The 15,441-nt window shown below is 61.1% G+C and carries 7 protein-coding genes; 3 read left to right on the forward strand and 4 right to left on the reverse strand.

Annotated elements, in window-relative coordinates:
* Positions 1-115 precede the first annotated feature (115 nt).
* Complete coding sequence (locus LPA35_RS06975; RefSeq protein WP_057228254.1) at positions 116-1,267, forward strand: DUF3182 family protein; 1,152 nt, start codon at positions 116-118, stop codon at positions 1,265-1,267.
* Positions 1,264-2,028 (forward strand): S9 family peptidase, encoded by a 765-nt coding sequence (locus tag LPA35_RS06980; protein WP_057228252.1) that lies wholly within the window; start codon positions 1,264-1,266, stop codon positions 2,026-2,028. The genes LPA35_RS06975 and LPA35_RS06980 overlap by 4 nt, the downstream gene beginning before the upstream one ends.
* A gap of 108 nt (positions 2,029-2,136) precedes the next feature.
* Here the strand turns inward: LPA35_RS06980 and LPA35_RS06985 are convergent, their stop codons facing one another.
* From LPA35_RS06985 to LPA35_RS06995, 3 genes are all read right to left on the reverse strand, one after another.
* Positions 2,137-2,613 (reverse strand): CBS domain-containing protein, encoded by a 477-nt coding sequence (locus LPA35_RS06985; RefSeq protein WP_218299980.1) that lies wholly within the window; start codon positions 2,611-2,613, stop codon positions 2,137-2,139.
* 136 nt (positions 2,614-2,749) lie between these two features.
* Entirely contained in the window at positions 2,750-3,505 is a 756-nt protein-coding gene (locus LPA35_RS06990) for a hypothetical protein (protein ID WP_228896131.1), read from the reverse strand.
* Positions 3,506-4,759: 1,254 nt separating this feature from the next.
* Positions 4,760-5,098, reverse strand: coding sequence for a hypothetical protein (locus LPA35_RS06995; protein WP_057228244.1), 339 nt, complete (start codon positions 5,096-5,098; stop codon positions 4,760-4,762).
* Between the two features lie 718 nt (positions 5,099-5,816).
* Here LPA35_RS06995 and LPA35_RS07000 point away from each other — a divergent pair.
* Positions 5,817-10,094 carry a hypothetical protein gene (locus LPA35_RS07000; RefSeq protein WP_228896132.1) on the forward strand — a complete coding sequence of 1,426 codons (4,278 nt, stop codon included), beginning with the start codon at positions 5,817-5,819 and terminating at the stop codon, positions 10,092-10,094.
* A 562-nt stretch (positions 10,095-10,656) separates the two neighbouring features.
* On the opposite strand, the gene LPA35_RS07005 is transcribed toward LPA35_RS07000, so the two are convergent.
* A complete protein-coding gene (locus tag LPA35_RS07005) occupies positions 10,657-15,336 on the reverse strand; it encodes a LamG-like jellyroll fold domain-containing protein (protein WP_228896133.1) in 4,680 nt (1,559 codons plus the stop codon).
* Positions 15,337-15,441 lie beyond the last annotated feature (105 nt).

Raw genomic sequence — 15,441 nt, forward strand, 5'->3', positions numbered from 1 at the left:
TTCTTTGCTCGCTCGTCCTACACGAGGCGCTTCCCTCCAAAAATACGATGGCATCGTGAACTTTGAAGCCCAAAATGCCCCTTTCGCTTCTGACCTTTAATCGCGGAGATTTCTCATGTTTGAGAAAGCTGCTCGAAGCCACCTCCCGGTCGCTCGACAAGACATCCGGGGAACGCGGGAAGTCGTGATGCCCTTTACACGAGGGTTGGCAGGACATACGAGTCATCACGAAATTGCGACTCGGGCCGAAGTAGCTCGCCGGATAGCGCACATGAAAGGCTGCGGAGTGAGTGATGAACTTCCCCAGGCGCTGTGGCCCGCCCGTACCTATCTCATCCCAAGCGAAACAGTGGTGGGTCTGGAGCTGGCTAAGAGCATTGGACTTCATGGTGAGGACGATTTGTTCGGAGGTGTCGTACCTCACGCATTTATCGCCTCAAAGGCGATTACGCATCCATTGGTCTCACCCAACTCAAAACGCCCTGAAGGGTGGAATCCTCAATTTCACGAGTTGGTACGTGACGCAGTGCTACCGGGTTACACAGCGTTTTCTCGTTCTGACGCTACAGAGGCCGTGAGGGAGTTGTTGGCACTGGGCCCGGTTCGACTGAAGCCAGTCGCAGAGACAGGGGGTCATGGACAGGTAGTAGTGAAAGGCCTCAAAGAGTTGAATGCATGCCTGTCACAAACGCCGGTTCAAGCATTGCGAGGGCCTGGCCTAGTGCTTGAACACAACCTGTCAGCGGTCGAGACACTGAGTGTCGGGCAAGTTCGAGTTGCTGGCATATTGGCTAGCTACTACGGTAAGCAGCACCTCACCGAGAACAATGCAGGTGTAGTGACATATGGAGGGTCTGACTTAACGGTCGTGCGTGGGGATTTCGGTGATCTATTGAAAACCCTAGCACCGGGCGCGGAGCGCATCGCTGTGGAACAGGCGCTCACCTACGACGAGGCGGTGAGGGGTTGTTTTCCAGGATTTTTTTCTTCGCGTATCAACTACGACGTCGCGCAAGGCCCGAACGCCATGGGCCAGTGGTGCTCTGGTGTCCTTGAACAGTCTTGGCGCATGGGAGGCGCGACGGGCGCCGAGATCGCTGCGCTGGAGGCTTTTCATGAGGACCCAAGTCTCATGCTGGTTCACACAAAGTGTGTCGAAATATTTGGCCCTCTTGTGCCACTTCCAGACGGTGCCGTGAAGTATTTCCAGGGAGAGGATCCTGAAGCGGGATTTTTGACAAAGTATGCGCTGGTGGAAAACCGATGACTACACGACACAGGACCATAAAGATTCCCACAGGAGATCGAACCATTGCTGGAACGTTGGTCGCGCCCGACACAATCGTCCCCGGCGTTTTGCTGGTGCATGGATGGGACGGAAGCCAGGAGCAGTACTTGGCACGGGCTCACGCCATTGCCGCTCTGGGATGCATTTGTCTCACCATTGACTTGCGTGGCCATGCGAACGATCGGGTACAACGTGACATCGTGACCCGCGAGGACAATCTCAACGACATGTTGGCGGCGTACGACACTCTCGTAGGCCATCCCGCCGTCGACGAAGAGTCTGTTGTGTTGGTAGGAAGCAGCTACGGTGGCTACCTGGCCTCGATCCTCAGCGCTATTCGGCCCGTGCGCTGGATGGCCCTGCGCGCCCCCGCCTTATATAAGGACGATGAGTGGCTGACGTCGAAACAGCATCTTGATCGGCAGGAAATTGCCCGTTATCGGGCATTGGAACTTCCAGCCAATAGCAACAGAGCCCTTGCGGCAAGCGCCGCTTTCAAAGGGGATGTTCTGCTGGTGGAGTCGGAGCTCGATCACATCGTCCCCCACACAGTGATCGAGAATTATCTAGCAGCTTTCCTCAAGACCCGATCCATGACACACCGGATGATTCCTGAAGCCGACCATAGCCTTTCTAAGAAAGAATGGAGCAACGCTTACACAGAAATGCTGGTGAAGTGGATGTCGGAAATGCTCGGTCACGCGAGGGAAGGCTTGGCTTCTGGACCAACACTGCGGTAGTGCTATCTCGAGTTGGAGGCTGACAGTAAGAAACTCAGAGGATCACGCATTTCTGCCCCAACAAGGGAATCTCGATAGGGACTCACGATGCAGGGAGGGCAGACAAAGTCAATCCGTCTGCCCGCCTCCTGCAGCGCCGCTGGCCGCAGACAGACCACCGCGATACGGTTCTGACGGCTCGGAGATGGTTCGCAGCGCGTCCATGGTGTCTGTGTCCTCCTCACCCTTGGTGGCCAAGTCACCCAGCGATACCACGCCCACCAGTTGCTGATCCTTGTCTACCACCGGAAGCCGACGCACCTGCTGGCTGCGCATAGTCTCCAGCGCCGCCGCGACGGTGTCATCCTCCTTGCAATACAACAAGCCCTCGGACATGACCTCGCTAAGCGGTGCATGCACGAGCTCTTGTGCCACCCCCCGCACGACAATGTCGCGGTCGGTGACCATACCCACTAGGCGGGCTCCATTGCAGACAGGCAGGGCACCAACGTCCAACTCACGCATTGCTTGCGCGGCCGCCGTCACAGTTTCACTGGGAGCCATGGTGCGTATGCCTCGGGTCATAACATCAGATACGGTTTGCATGTTGCGTCCTTAAATCAGGTGTGAGGTAGAACGGCGAGAAGAGCTCCAGTCGGGTCTGTGAATGGGCCAGGCAGTAGCGAATTCTTCCGCCTGGCCCAACAGTCAGCATCAGCACGGGCTGAGTCAACCGCAACGATCAAGTCGCATCTTTGGACTTTTGGGTATTCCCCTGGGAGCCGCTGGCGCCGCTGCCGGGTGCAGTGTTAGAACCAGAGTTCTTCTGGTTCTGCTGCCCTTGCTGCTGACCCGACGATCCGGTGTTGCGGGTAGTCCGCCACTGGCTGAAGTCGTCTGAGAACTTCTGGTAACGCTCCTTGCGCCAAGTGTCGTAGTCATCGTCCAGCATGCGTAGCTGCTCATCTCGCCACTGCTGATAATCGGGATCACGGTAGCCTTGGCTCTGCTGCGCGGGCATTGAACCGCGGATGAAACCGTATGCCTTGCCGCCCTGTTCTCGGTCCCCATCACGATAGGACGAAGTGAAGCGACCTTGATCGCGAAAGCCCTGATTGTCAAACGGCGCACTCCACGCATGCGGTTGTTGGTCGGCGTCTTGGTTGTAGGCGGAGCGGCTTTGCGAGCCATACGAGCCGCCCCAGTCTCGGCTTCTTGGAGATGGATATCCCTGCGACTCGCTGCGGAAGTTCCCGCTATCACGACTCATGCCATATTGGCCATAACCCTGCTGCCCGTAGCGCTCTTGACCCGAGCGTTCTTGGTCATAGCGGGCGCCGCGTGTCTCGAACTCCCGGCGATAACCGCCGGTACCGCTTCGTTGATCATCGCTGCTGTAGCCCTGGTGGTTGCTGCGCTCGCCGAGCCGCGTGTCATCGGCATCTCTGCCCATGCCGTGATGGGAAAAGTTGCTATCGTCGCTGTCTCTGTAGCCCATAGTTGACTCCTTGTGAAGTGGTTGAAAATTTGCACACGAACACCATGGGTGGGTCGTGTGAAGTTCATGTTCGGTGGGCGCAACAGAGCGTTTTGTAGGTCAGTTCCTATAGGCTTGTGAGCCCAGGGCGATGTGGTGTAAGAAGGAGCACTCGGTGTAGCAAGACGCAAAGACAATCTGCAAGTGAGCGATAAGACCGCCTTTCAAGGTTAGGGCGGAAACATTCCAGCCGATACCGGTTGGATGTGTGGAGGGGCCGCCGACGACGGCTGAAGAAAAGTCTTGCGTAAGTCGAGCTTGGCGACCTCGCAGAACATGGGCGTTGCGCGCCGTTCTGTGCTTCTCCCATCGCCGGGGCGCCCCCCCCCGAAAGTAGCTGATGCGCCATTCGTTCAATACGGAGATCCGCACCTAAACCCAACTCCCCCGCCCAATCCGACGCGAGGGTGAGTGGTGCGGTCGTGTACGTACTGACTGAGACGCCGCAGGCTGATGAGGTGTTCGGCTCTCATTTCTCCAGCAGCGCTAGTAGCTCGACACGGCAAATCGATAGCCGGCCTCTCAGGCATACGCAACTGTCCGACAAGGCGAGCAGAGCTCGGATGACGCTTTAACCCTCGGAGTCTTTTAGCCTGAGGGTACCTAGCAATCGTGCTAGCGATCTACTTCATAGGAGCTATCAAATGTCTACCTTGAAATCCCTAAAAGCTGCGGCTGCTGTGCTTACATCCTTTTCCCTCATCAGCCTTGCAACCGCACAGAGCAATCCGCCGACTACTGCAAATCCAAACCCAGCCACTGGGGCAGGCCAGCAAAGCTCTCAGAGCACACCCATGGGAAGTACTGGTACTCAAGGAAACTCCAACACCGGGACTCCTGCATCTTCATCTGATATGGGCAGTTCCGGCTCAACGTCCAACTCTGCCAACCCTGCTGCGCCTGCACAGTCGAATGCAGGAGCATCGGCAAGTCGTCCTCCCCGTGCTGACCGAAACTGAGAATTCAAACGAATGTACAAGGGCGACGTCGCGAGCAAAATATCTGCAGCTTCGAGCCCTTTTCTGATTTCCCGGCAGAAGGAATTATTCTGGACTACGGCGCGTAACTGGCGATGCCTGCCGGAGAAACCATTTCCCGTCCACTTGTTGCGAACAGAGCACAGATGCAATTGGCACACAACATCGAAAGTCCATAACAGCGATCTCTGGGGACATTTGCTGGGTATACAAAATGCAGTCAGTTGTTGATGCAAACTCATCGGTCGTCGGCGAGGAGGATCCGGGTGCTGGTCTGGAATCCGTCCGGGGGTATATGCAACAGCAGCAAATGCAGCTGAGCGACCATGTCCAAATGGTGTGCAGAACGGGCGGTGAAGAGCTTTGTATAGAAATTCGTCCAAGTGAAAATAGCCCCTGTCCGACTTTCACGCATCTTCTTGAGCTCGTAGTCGGGCACCACAACTCCATCGCAGATGCCGTTTGGGATGTGTTTCAGGCAACAGGTCAACACCAGCTTGAAGTTGCAGTCTGCGAGAGAGTGGACGGGACACTCGCTGTAAAAATTGATCATCACTAACTCCAATACGTCGTGCATTGACTTCTGAACTCGTCGCATTGTGGTGAAGAGGGGTTCCAAGGACACGCTGCGCTTTGATCGAGGATGAAGAAAGCTCAGCTTGGGACTAGCCCGCCTACCCCCGGAACGGCACCGGCACAGCCAACTGCAAAAACCAGGTGCACTTGACCACGGAGTCCACTGCAACGTGACCACACGCGCCACATCTGCTTGACCGACCGGACCAGGGCCCCGTGCCAATCGGAGTTGCTCGGCGTAGGAGCTCCTCCTCCTCTGACAAACATCAGATCCCCACAAAGCTACCTTGCAGAACCGAAACGCGCTAGGTCGCATGCTGTTCGGACTGCCATCGGCAGGTGGTAGGGGCTTGGCTGATCATTGAGTCCGGCAGACTTGCCACCAATCCGTTCAATTGACTATGAGATTGGGCGCACTCGACTGGCACGTATCAGCACTCTGCAGTGGGCCATTGCGCTGCAGGCATGGAGAGGGCTGCCATGCATCGGTTCTACCCGAGTCATGTCAACGTCTGAATCAGGCTGCTCGGAGTCACTCGCCGCCGATAGGCCGAGCGACCGCTTTTTTCCTCACCGGTCAACCGATGGACAGCGGCAAGTTTGACCGCTGCACAGAAAAATCGAGCACTCGATGCGCGTGGGCCGCTGATGCAATTCAGAGTGTTTGCATGTGACTAAACTGCTCCCGCATAAAACAGATACAAACAGCGGAGGGCGAATTGGCTTACTACGATTTGAATCGACGTTTTGTCGAGCGAGAAAGCTACGACCAGGACGAACTCATCGCTGCGCAGCTACGTGGCAAGCAGGTGGCGTGGGCCAAAGTGCTCGAGAATCGCAGCAGCGTCATCGTTGCAGCAGCAAACTTCGGGAAGACCACCGAAATGCGCCAGCAGGCGGCGCAACTGCGTGCGAATGGCGAGACCGCCGTGTTCATCGCGCTGCGCCAACTCGCGGATCGCGGCAGTCTCGACAAGGCATTGACTGGCGATGACCGCGACGCCTATCGCGTGTGGAAGGCTGCGCCAGTCGGCCCCATTACGGTGTTTGTCGACTCGTTGGACGAGGCCGCCGCCGGCGGCAAGGACGAGAGCATCAGCCACCTCGTCGGAGACGTTGCCGACGAACTGAGCTGGCCGAACGAGCATGTTCGGTGGGTGATTTCGACGCGGCCGGCCGTCCTCACTGCAGGCGTCTTCGAGAAGCTCTCGGAGCTGCTTTCTAAGCAGGCTCCGAAGACTATCGGGAGCTCGGGCGGACCGAGTGGTCTCGGTACTGGCGGTGCGGCCAGCGTAGCAGTGGAAGCCGAGGCGCCGGAGCCAGTGCCGCTGCGCCTGTTCTCCATGGCTCATCTGGAACACCACCAGGCTGCCGTGTACCTCACGGGGCGATACCCAGCGCTGGATGCCAAGCAACTGATCGAGATTGCCAATGAGCGCGGCTTGTCGGGCTTCGTCCGCAGCCCGGGCGGCCTGGACATCCTTGCTCGCATCAACATGGTGGCCAGCCCGCCAGAATCCTTGACCGAGGTGTTCGAGCGCGTCGTGAACGCCATCGGCACCCTGCGTGGGGCCGACCATCGGCTCGTTGACGCTGGCAGCCCTGCACAGGAGGTCCTGACCGGTGCGGCTCAGCGCCTGGCCTCAGCGTCGGTTGTGTGCCAGCTGGTGAACATCGAGATGCCCGAGGCGACCCTGGCTATTCCTGAAACGGCCTTGTCAGCCCGGCTAATTGCGTCTCCGATGCTTCACGAGGCAGGCATCAAGGCCCTCTTGAACTCCCAGCTCTTCATCGACGCGGGCTTCCACCAGGTCAAGGTCTATCCCGATGAGCTCGCGCCGTTCCTCGCGGCCAAACGGCTCGCCGGCTTGGTGGACTCGCCGGATCAGGCGGAGCGGCTCCTCGAGAACTTCACCTGGGCTGCGACCAGCGGCGAGCAAGGTGTGCAGCGCGCCTTCTTGCCGATGGCGGGATGGCTCGCCACGCTGAACGCGCATTGCCGCGAGGTCATCGTGCAGAAAGACCCGCAGGCGTTGGCGTTCTTCGGTGACCTGCGCAATCCGGCCGTCCCGACCAAGGCTGCGCAGGACGCTTTGACAGAGAGCATCAAGCGCTTGGTGGAAAAGGGCGACCACATCGGCCGCACCATGTTCCGGTTGACGTCTGAGAACTTCTGGCAGGCCGGGCCAGACCGATTGGCCGGTACCATCGCTAGCCTGTACGACCAGTACCAGGACAATTACTGGGCGCGCGACGTCCTGCTCGACATTGCTACCGCGTGCAAGATCGAGCCGTTGCGGGCGAAGCTTCTCAAGCGTCACGGGTCCAAGTTCGACCTCGTCCTCTCTGACAGCAGCGACGTCGGCTACTTCCTTGCATTGCGTCGGCCCGCCGATCTTGCTGCTCTCGCCGCCGCTGCGGTGGTGAGCACCACTGTGCGCGAAGGCGTCGTCAGCCTCCTGTTGCGAGAACTGGGATGGAGCTATTTCTCGCCTCGTGATGTCGCCGTGATGGTCGACAACCAGTTCCTGGCCGGGCCGCGCGGGTTCCAGCTTTCCTACTCCCTTGAGAAGGGAAGCATGCTGGCCGATGCAACGGACGACCAGCTGTATCAGCTGGCGCGCGGGCTCGTTGTGCGCATGGTGAAGAGGGAGGTGACTCAAAAGCGCAACCGCGAGGATCAGCAGTACGTCGACCTCGTTGCCACGGTTCTCGAAGCCTTGGTGGTGCGGACCGATGGCGCCCAGGCGGTCAAGGTCGCTCGCCTGTACCTGGTCGTGACCCGTGACATCCACGACCGCTATCTGCAGAGCAGCGCAATCGAGGAGCTGAGGTCAGCGGTAGAGGCGAATGCGGCCGTGCGCCTCGCAGTTCTGCGGGCCACCCTCGAGAGGCAGCTTAATGACGACGATCTGCTGCTGGCGGTCGTTGGCTTTCGCCGACCCACCACCTACACGCCCGAGGATGTAGTTCAAGTGAACGACGCGCAGCTCACCCGCGTGTACGCGGAGTGGCAGGCTCAACGCGCGCAAGCCTTCGCACAGCAGCCGACGCCTAAACCGGTCAAGCCGAAGAGCGAGAAGCTCACCGTCGGCGCCAAGGCGAAGCGGCAGCTCACCGAGCGCTTGAGCGCCCTGGCTGCCGGAACGGATACCCTGGCGCTTGAGTGGATCGCCGGGTGGTTGCTTCAGACGAATCGCACGTCAAGATACGGTGAGGTCGACTTCGAGGCGTTCGAGAAGGCCGCCGGCGCGAAGATTGCTGCGGCTACCCGACAAGGCATGAGTCGCCTGTGGCGCGACAAAGCCCCGACCTTCAAAGAGAGCGAGCCGAACTCGACTTTCCACATCACTGCAGCTGGCCTGCAGGGCCTCAAGCTTGAGCTTGCGGATGGGATGGCGCTCCCCGCCCTCACCGACGCGGAAGTTCGCCGGGCCCTTCGATATGCGCTCCTCGAAATCAACGGCTATCCGAAGTGGTTCTGGCCCCTCGTCGAGGCATATCCCGCCGTCTCCGTTCCTGAGTTGGTTGCAATCGCGGGCGAGGCAGCGAACGGCGCCACTTCTAGGGAGCATGCCGAGGACCTGCTGGCATCCATTCCTGACGCACCTCCACAGGTCCAAGAGGCGCTCGCCGGCCTTGCATGGACCCACCTGGCAAGCGTGAATCCATCGCGCGACTACGTGGTGAATCGGTTGCTCAAGGCGGCGCTGTCGGTGCCAGGCAAGGTCCCGCGAGATGACTTTGAGCGCCTGGCGCTTCAGAAGATGAAGGCGGCCTACTGTTCGCCCCTGGCTGATCCAGTGGATGAGGCCCTGCGGGCGCAGCGCGAACATGCGCTGACCTGGGCCACCCGCTGGTTCATTCAAAGTCCATTGCGGTGGCGCAATGCCGTGAACGCCTGGGGGCCGTTGGACCCGATGGCCGTCAAAACGTTCATCTTTGACCTTGCCGCTGCGTTCGGTCGTGACCGCGAGGGCATCGCTGGGCGAATTGCCATGGAGAGCGACCACGGCATCTTGGCGCTTGAAGACCTTTACCTGTGGACGAGGTGGGCGGTCGACCCGAAGGACGACGTGGACAGGCCGGAGGGCGTTTCCTACAGCCCGGGCGCTCGGGACAACGCAGAGCGATTCCGCGGCGTAATCATCAGCGGAATCGCCGCTGCTACGTCGCAAGCGGCGTACAGCGCGCTGGAGCGCATCCGGCAGGTTCTTCCCGCCGGCGACTTCACTATCGAGTACATCAAGAAGACGCAGTTCGAACTTCGTGAGAGGCAGCTCGCTCGGGAGCCCCTGGCGCAGGTGAACTACCCGAAGTTCGAGGAGAACTTCCGTGGGGATGTCACCGGTACGACCTCGTTCGCGATGGCCGTGGATGCAGACCTTCGAGCCGTCAAGTACGACGTCGAACGCGGTGAGCACAGCCTGCGCAGCTTCTTTAGTGAGCTCGACTTCACGCGAGTCAACAAGAAGGGAGAGGAAGGCGAGAAGGCGGGCATGGCGCTGGAAGCGCACTTCCAGAAGCTCCTAGCCAGCGAGCTGAACCATCATGCTCGCGCGCGGTACTCCGTGACCGTCGAATCCCACACCGCCGAGGCGAAGCGCCGAGACATCCTGTGCAGCAAGGACGATTGGCGAGCCTCCATCGAACTGAAGATGTCGGAGCGCTGGACGCTGGCCGACTACCTGGTCGCGTTGGAGAAGCAGCTGGTTGGCCAGTACATGCGCCACCGAAAGGCGACCACTGGCTTCCTGGTGCTGGTCTTGCAGACCAAGGGGCGCGAGTGGACTGACCCGGCCACGAATAAGAAGCTGAACTTCCAGCAGGTCCTGGCGATCCTGACGGATAAGGCGCAGCAACTCGAGGCCAAGGACCGAACGCGCTACCTGCGCGTCATCGGAATTGATGCGACGACGCCGGAAGATTTCCGGGCAGCCACCAAGAAAGGCCGTGCGAAGAAGACCATTGTGACTAAGACCAACAAGAACACATAGTGATTGCAACAGCTCGGAACGGATCACTCAGGAACGCCCGCGGCGAGGGCCCGGAGACTTTGTGCACAATGGGTGCAGCGTCTTGTTAAGCGACCGACCGAACAAGCGCGCGGCGTCCGAACCCGATGACCGCTTGGTCTCAGATAGCGCTAGTTCGGCTAGCGGATATGAGCGACTGCACCCGCTGCAAAACGATCGTTGGGTCCATCCTGTGTTTCGCGATGTGCGTGAAAGTCGCTTCTAAACAGGGGCCGTAGCGCCCTCCTAAAAATGGGTTCCGCCTGCTCCAGCCCCTGTGTCGGGTGATTCAACACACCCAGCCAGACCTGAATCACGTCGGTCACCATCCGCCTGAAGCAACTCCCCAACTCCCAAGCAACCTTTGCCATTTGGAAACCATACGCACCAGAACTCGGCATCTTTGCTGTTTTGATTTTCAGGGTACAGAGTTGATTCTCACGATCAAGATGCTGAAAACAGCCCGTCGCGAGCGCCCGGGTTCCACGCAGCGTTGCTATTTGCCTCTCCACAGCTGTTGCATGGTCCCTGGCGCAATGATTGGTTAGGGCAATTGAACCCAGTTCTGGTTGTTGCCGCCGTTGCAGGTCCAGGTCAGAAGGGGAGTGTCCTGCGCCGTCGCACTGTTGGGCACGTCCAGGCAAGCGCCTGAGGCGCGGTTGCGTAGAGTAGAGCTCACTAGCGACCACTGAGCCGTGTTGCCCGCGCTGCAGGCCAGCTGCACCACGCTGGCGCCGCTCGCTGCGGCGCTGTCCTGCGCCAGACACAGGTTGCTGTGCCGCGCCACCAACTGCACATAGCCGCCTGCCCCGCTGCGCACCGTGAAGGTTTCGTTGTTGGCCGTGCCGCAGGGCCATTGGATGGCCACTGCACCAGCATTGGCCGAGGCCCCACGGATGTTGACGCACAGGTTGCTGTGGTTGGAGCGCAGGCGGGTGGTGTACTCGGCCGTGGCGTCCAGCGAACGCACGTAGGCAGCCAGTGCCTGCTGGTCGGCGGCGGGCAAGCCGGCGGCGTTGCCGTGCCCATCGGTGATCACATCCAGCACGCTGGCCTTCTGCCCGTTGTGGAGGTAGGACTTGGCCGTCCAGCTGCCCAGCAGGGTGGGCGTGTCAAAGCCCACACCGGCCAGTGGCTGGTTCGCCCCTTTGCCTGACGAGGGCTGGATGCTGCCCACATCGTGCCGAAGTCCATCCTGGAAAGTCCCGCCCGCATGGCAACTGGCGCAGTTGGCGTTTGCGAACAGGGTCTGCCCGCGCGCAGCCTCCACCGTGAGGCTGCCATCGGCGGCGCGCGCCGGGCTGCGCAGGTACTTGTTGAGCGATGCCAGGTAGGCGGCCAGGTCATCAAGCTGCGCATTGCGGCCGGCCTTGGGTGTGCCCAGTGGGTCGCTGGTCGCGGAAAAGTCCGCGTCGCTCAAGAAGCCGGTGCCGCCGAAGGCGCTGCGCATGTCGTTCTCGAAGTCCTGCACCTCGTCGAAGTTGGCGCTCCAGTGCAGCTTGCCGTGGCCGGTGCCGCGCCGGCCTTGCAGGCTTATGGTGCGGCGCAGGCCCTCGCCGCGTTGGGTGAAATCCCAGACCATGCCGTCGTCGCCACCGTCGGCGTGGCAGCTCGCGCAAGACATGTAGTTGTCCTTGCTCATGCGCCGGTCTGCGGCGTTGTAAAACATCAGCTTGCCGCGCAGAGCGGCCGCTGCCATAGGCTCCTGCGCCACCGTGGCGATGTTCTGCAGGAACACGGCTGCCGCGCTGCGCGAGGCCAGCACGTCAGCCACATCGTGCACGGTGACCGAGCGCGCGAGGAAGTTGTTCACGAACAATCGCTTGCGTGTGGCGTCCAGGTACAAACCGTGCGGCGCGCTGCTGGCCTTTATCTCGCCGCGCACAGCGCGGGTGTAGGCATCGACGATGGCGATGTTGTTACCCTCCATCTGCGCGACGAACAGGTAGTCACCCGCCGGGGAGAAGAGGGCGGCGCGCGCGGGGGCCCGGTCGTCGAAGTCGATCTGCTCTGGCAGCAGGTGCGTGGCCTGGGTCAGATCCACCTGCGAGAGGATGGAGCGCACCGTCTGGTCGTGCAGCAGGTCGTTGCCGTCGCGGAAGCGCCCGCGCACAATGTTGTCCTTCTTGCCCGGCAGCACTGCGCGCGAGCCATCGGGCGAGATCACCACCTGGCTCAGGTAGTTGGCCACGCCGCGCGCGCTGTTCTCGGTGTCCACTGTAGTCGTGTCCACAGGCAGAGCGATGGTGGACAGCAGTTGCATGCCATTGAGATTCACCTTGTGCAACTGGCCGCCCGTCATCGTCGACTTGAAGCGTGTGATGTAGGCAGTTTGAGAGTCTGCCGCCACTGCAATGCCGCGCAGGTCGCCTTCGAGCGCCAGTGTTCCCGTGATGCTGCCGTTGGCCGGATCGAAGGTGAGCAGGGTAGATTTGCTTTCCAGCGAGAGCAGTCCCTTGCTGCCGTTGGGGGTGAACGCCACGCCATAAGGGCCGCTGCCGTAGGCCAGTGCAATGGTTGCGGAGATGCTGCCATCGGTTGGGTTCAAGGCTACGAGCTTGTCCTCGCCCTGCACGGTGACCCAGAGGCGGCCGTCCGGCCCGCGTGCCAAGGTCTTGGGCTCGTCGCCCACGCGGGTTTCCCAGCGCTTGGTCAGGGCCGTGGCGTCGATGGCCGCGACCGTGCCGCTGTCCGGGTTCACCGTGTAGATGCTGTTGGCGTCGCCGACGATGTTGCTTGAATGCGTGGGTGCCGTGGCCGTGGTCGGGAAGGTCACCGTCACGTTGTAGGTGTAGAAGGTCTCCAGGCCCGCTGCGTCGCGCACCGTCAGGGTCACGGTGTAGTGGCCGGGGCGGTTGTAGCTGTAGGTGGTGTTGGCCTGGGACGAGAAGGCGGTCTGCGTGCCGTTGCCGAAGTTCCAGCGGTAGGTGACGCCCGTGCCACCGCCCAGCCGGGTGGGGGCGAAGTTCATCTGCCCGTTCACCAGCTGCGGCCCGCCGCTCACGCCCGCATCGCCTATGATGGCCTGCGAGCGCAGCTGCGCGACATCGGCATCGCTGAGAACACGCCCGTAGATGCGCACATCGGCCAGGCTTCCGCGGAAGAAGTCGGCGTTGCCCTGGATCTGCCCGAGCAGCGCGAACTTGTTGGACAGGCCCTTGGTGCCGGTGAGGCCTGTCGAGCTGGTCTTGGCGCCGTCGATGTACAGCGTCTGTGCGCCTGAGGCCGCGTCGCGCGTCATCACCACGTGGTGCCAGTTGCCATCGTTCACCGCAGCAGTGGAGCGGGTGCCGGGGTTGTTGCCCGCCGCGTTGCCCACCGAGAGGTTCATGCGGCCGGTGTTGTCGATCCAGCCCCAGAACACGTCGTCCGCGCCGCCGGACTGGTCGCGCCCGAAGATGCCGGGCGCAGTCCAGGCGGTGGCCGAACCGTTCTGCGTGGTCTTCATGTAGAACGCCAGCGAGGCTGTGCCACCCAGGGCGGTGGCCACACCATCGTTCTTGAGCTGCACGCCGCCGGTGCGCTGCGCAAAATTCAGGCCGATGCTGCCGAACTGGTCGGCTGCCGAGGCCGTGCCATTGTTGGCGCTGATCTCATCGGCAAGCCCGCTGGTCAGAGGCCAGTGGTTCATCAGGCTGATGTCGGTGGCGTTGCCGGTGTGGAACACGGAACGGTACTGACTGGCGATGGCATTGCCTGCATAGTCTTTCACGCCGCCTGCGGGGAGCAGGATTTCATAGGTGGTGCCTGCTGCCAGGGGTTGCGCGGGGTGGAAATTGATGATGCCCAGTTGCACGCTGTAGGTACCTTGCAGAGTGTTGCCATTGACAGGGCGCACGATGAAGGTGCTCGCGTTCACGCTCTCGGGCAGGATGCTGTCCGTCAGACCTACGCCGATGCGCGAGGTCAGCGCCTGCTGCTTGGCGCCTTGGGTGGGCGATGTTTGCTTGACCGCAGGCGGTGTGGTGTCGCGTGTTGTCTGGTGCACGATGAAGCCGCTGCCCGAGCCGTGGTCGTTGCCGATGAACAGCAGGTTGCCCATGGGCGCCACCTGGCCGTGGTCGGAGTGCGAGTACTCGGGGTCGTTGGTGGCGAACAGGCTGCCCTGGCCCACCTCGACATGGTTGAGTGGGTTGCTCACGTCCACCTTGTGCACCTTGAACTGCGCGCCCTGGAACACGTAGTGGTCCTGCATGCCGCAGTACAGCTGCTCGTCGATGACCAGGCGGTTGTCCTCCACCACGAACCGCGTGCGGTCGGACAGGTCGTAGCTGTACATCTTGGCGCCGCCACCGCGCGCCGAAGCATGCAGATTCTTGCCGTCGAAGCAGGTGGCGTAGTAGTTGGGGTTGGAGCCCACGTTGTCCAGCACCTTGGGGTTGAGCGGGTCGGAGATGTCCAGGCTGGCAAAACCATCGGTGTTGTCCATCGAGGTCAGCACCATGTGGTTGCCCATGGTGAAGATGGGCCCGACGCGAAAGCCCCCGAGCTCGCCGGTGGGAACGGGGTTGGGTTTGCCCGCACCGCGATTTGCGATCACGGCGTTGGCCGGGTCGCTGGCATCGACGATGTAGACGCCGTCGTTGGCCGAGGCCACGTAGACGTAAGGGGCCTGCCACCACAGCTGCCAGGCCACGTTGGCGTAGTCGCCGCCATTGACGGTGGGCAGCGCCAGCTTCTTGACCTGCTGGATGTTGTTGATGTCGGTGAAGTCCCAGAACTCGATGCCCTTGATGCTGGGCACCACCACGTACTGGCGGCCATTGATCTTGGCCGTGCCGAAGGCGTGCGCCTCGCGGAACTCCTTTGTACGGCCCTCGGGCTCGTAGATCTTCTTGACGAGCACGATGGCGCGCGGGTTGGACACGTCGTAGAGCAAAAATCCGCCGGGGCCTAGGCCGCTGTCGGGTGCGAAGGAGGTCAGGAAATAGCCGTTGAGCATGATGCCCACGTTCAGCCCGTAGTCCTTGCGGCCGGGGTAGGTGGCCGGCACGTCGCCCGAGGCGCGGGTGATCATGGAGACCGGCTTGAACAGCTCGGTCGAGGTGTAGGTGAGATTGCCCAGGCCCGGCCCCTGCAGCGGCAGCGGAACCTCGGCGGCCTGTGTGACCGCAGCCGCCATGGTGGTGAGGGTGGTCATGGGGTTGACCCCCGTGATCGCCGCATGCGTGAGCAAGGTGGCGAACGGCAACAGCAGTGCCATCAGGTAATACCGGATTTTCATCGTCGTCTCCTGTGTGTGGTTCTTGGTGAACCTTCTTCCTCGATCTTTCCGACAGCCTTTCGAAGGCGCGCGCAGGCACGCCGGCCGGTGGCATCACCCCCACCG

Source organism: Acidovorax sp. Leaf73, from assembly GCF_916855635.1.
In the GTDB taxonomy this organism is placed as follows: domain Bacteria; phylum Pseudomonadota; class Gammaproteobacteria; order Burkholderiales; family Burkholderiaceae_C; genus Acidovorax; species Acidovorax facilis.

Coding starts and splice junctions, on each gene's coding strand:
- LPA35_RS06975 (WP_057228254.1), top strand. CDS start 116: ATGTTTGAGAAAGCTGCTCGAAGCCACCTCCCGGTCGCTCGACAAGAC.
- LPA35_RS06980 (WP_057228252.1), top strand. CDS start 1,264: ATGACTACACGACACAGGACCATAAAGATTCCCACAGGAGATCGAACC.
- LPA35_RS06985 (WP_218299980.1), bottom strand. CDS start 2,613: ATGCAAACCGTATCTGATGTTATGACCCGAGGCATACGCACCATGGCT.
- LPA35_RS06990 (WP_228896131.1), bottom strand. CDS start 3,505: ATGGGCTACAGAGACAGCGACGATAGCAACTTTTCCCATCACGGCATG.
- LPA35_RS06995 (WP_057228244.1), bottom strand. CDS start 5,098: ATGCACGACGTATTGGAGTTAGTGATGATCAATTTTTACAGCGAGTGT.
- LPA35_RS07005 (WP_228896133.1), bottom strand. CDS start 15,336: ATGAAAATCCGGTATTACCTGATGGCACTGCTGTTGCCGTTCGCCACC.